Annotated in this window: 2 protein-coding genes; both read left to right on the top strand. The window is 71.9% G+C overall.

All coding sequences use genetic code 11. The annotated features are described in order from the left end of the window. The first annotated feature begins 630 nt into the window (after positions 1–630). Complete coding sequence (locus tag GUY61_RS37375) at positions 631–963, top strand: rhodanese-like domain-containing protein (protein WP_166634733.1); 333 nt, start codon at positions 631–633, stop codon at positions 961–963. A gap of 101 nt (positions 964–1,064) precedes the next feature. Beyond that, entirely contained in the window at positions 1,065–2,276 is a 1,212-nt protein-coding gene (locus GUY61_RS37370) for an FAD/NAD(P)-binding oxidoreductase (RefSeq protein WP_166634732.1), read from the top strand. Positions 2,277–2,566: the final 290 nt, after the last annotated feature.

The following is a 2,566-nucleotide window of genomic DNA, read 5'->3' as shown; positions in this document are numbered from 1 at the left end:
CCCCGACTGCGAGGTGTTGACCCCCCGCACGGGCCTTCCCCGCCTGCGAAAGCGTGCCCGCGCGCACCACCCGGGAGCCGGCGGCGCAAGCCGTCTCGTCGCGCATCCCGCCGCATCCGGGTTGCGGCGCCCGTGAGGCGCCGCATCCGCGGGGACCCGTAGCACCAGGCGTCTCACCCCGCGAGCCGACCACCGCCCTCCCGGCCACCACACCGTGGGCGCCCGGTGCCGCCCGGGGAGGGGCCCGGCCGCCCGCGCTCCCGGTCGCTCGTCCGGCACCCGGGACCGCGCGGCCACCCACAGGGCGCCGGTGACCGTGGGCGCAGGGCCGGCCACCGTCCACGGGCGGCCCCGCCCGCGCCGGAACGGTGCCCGGTGGGAGGGGTGCGGTCTCCGGTCGTTCGGCTTGCTTTCGCCTGGCCCTGGCCGCCCGCGCCCGGTCATGGTGCGGGTAGACGGCATACGCCCCGCCGCCGCACGGCCCAGCACGACCCCGCGCGACAGCACGTGCGTCGGCGCGAGGACCACCGGCCCACCTGCGATACCCCTGGGGGTATTTGCCAAACCCGCCCGAGCGGTCGTACTCTCGTTTCACGTAAACCCCTGGGGGTATGCAAGGAGGATCGTAGCGTGGCTCGTGAAGTGGATCTTGAGGTCTTCGCCTCCGCGTGGACGGACGGCGCGGTCGTCGTGGACGTCCGTGAGCCGGGTGAGTACGTGACCGGTCATGTGCCGGGCGCGAAGCCGATCCCGCTGCGCGACGTACTGGCCCGTGTCGGCGAGCTGCCGAAGGACCGGCCGGTGTACGTCATCTGCGCGAGCGGGAACCGAAGCAAGCTCGCCGCCGACTGGATGACCTCGGGCGGCGTCGACGCGTACTCCGTGTCGCGCGGCACCGGCGGCTGGATCCGCGGCGGGCGGCCGTACGTGACCGGCCCGAATCCCCACGAGAGCGCCGCGTGACCGGCCCCGAGGACAGCGGCCGGCGCCCCGCGCACGGCACGCCGTCCGAAACCCGAACCCCCGCGCATCCGGCAACACCCGCCTCAGATGGGAGCCCCGCAATGGCCTCCACACCCCCCACGAAGAACCACCACGTCGTCATCGTCGGCGGCGGCAGCGCCGGCATCAGCGTCGCGGCGCGGCTGCGCCGCTCGGGCGTCGACGACATCGCCCTGATCGAGCCGTCCGACACCCACTGGTACCAGCCGCTGTGGACGCTGGTCGGCGGCGGCCAGGCTCCCCTGAGGATCACCCACCGCCCCGAGGCCTCCGTCATCCCCAAGGGGACGCGCTGGATCCGGCAGGCCGCCGAGGCCGTCGACCCCGAGGCCCGCACGGTCACCCTGGCCGACGGCAGCGCCGTGGGCTACCAGTACCTGGTGATGGCCCCCGGCATCCAGCTCGACTGGAACGGCGTGCCCGGCCTGGCCGAGTCCGTCGGCAAGGAGAGCGTGACCAGCAACTACGCGCACGAGTACGCGCCGTACACCTGGGACCTCATCAGGGGCATGCGCTCGGGCACCGCGGTCTTCACCCACCCCGCCTCACCGCTGAAGTGCGGTGGCGCACCCCAGAAGATCGCCTATCTCGCCGCCGACTACTGGCGCAAGCAGAAGGTGCTGGACCAGATCAGGGTCGTCCTGGTGATCCCCGACGCGACCCTGTTCAAGGTGCCGGTGTGGACCAGGGTCCTGGAGCAGGTCGCCGAGCGCTACGGCATCGAGGTCCGGCTGCAGTCGGAGCTCACCGCCGTCGACGGCGCAAACCGCCGGCTGACCCTGACCGACCACGCCGGCGGCACCGAGGAGACACTGGCGTACGACATGCTGCACGCCGTGCCGCCGCAGAGCGCCCCGGACTGGCTCAAGTCCTCCCCGCTCGCGGACCCGGCCAGCAAGCAGGGCTTCCTCGAGGCCGACAAGTACACGCTGCGCCACCCCCGCTTCCCCGAGGTCTTCTCCATCGGCGACGTGGCGAACCTGCCCACGTCCAAGACCGGCGCCGCCGTGCGCAAGCAGGCACCGGTGGTCGCCGGGAACCTGGTCTCCGTGATGAAGGGCGCCGAGCCGACCCACCGGTACGGCGGTTACACGTCGTGCCCGCTGGTCACGGCGCGGGACAAGATGCTGCTGGCCGAGTTCGACTACGACCTGAAGCCGACCCCGTCCTTCCCCGTGATCAGCACCTTCAAGGAACGCCGCGACATGTGGGTGTTCAAGCGTTACGGACTGCCGCCGCTGTACTGGCACGGCATGCTCCCCGGCCGCATCTGAGCGGCCCCCGAGACCGGCCGGCCCAGGCATCCCCCCTTCCCGGGCCGGCCACCCCACCGCCCAGCTCCGAAAGACTCCCCGGAACTCCGAGGAGATCCGGGAACAAGGGCCAAGCACGACCTGTTGAATACCCCAGGGGGTATTCAGACCCTCGACAACCACCATACGGAGGCTTCCGTGTTCTTCGCCCAGTACTACCTCGACTGCCTGTCCCACGCCTCGTACATGATCGCCGACGAGACCACCGGCAAGGCCGTGGTCGTCGACCCCCGCCGTGACGTCTCCGAGTA

Origin of the sequence: Streptomyces sp. GC420 (genome assembly GCF_009916105.1) — a bacterium.
In the GTDB taxonomy this organism is placed as follows: Bacteria; Actinomycetota; Actinomycetes; order Streptomycetales; family Streptomycetaceae; genus Streptomyces.
This window is presented reverse-complemented; position numbering and strand designations above follow the sequence as displayed.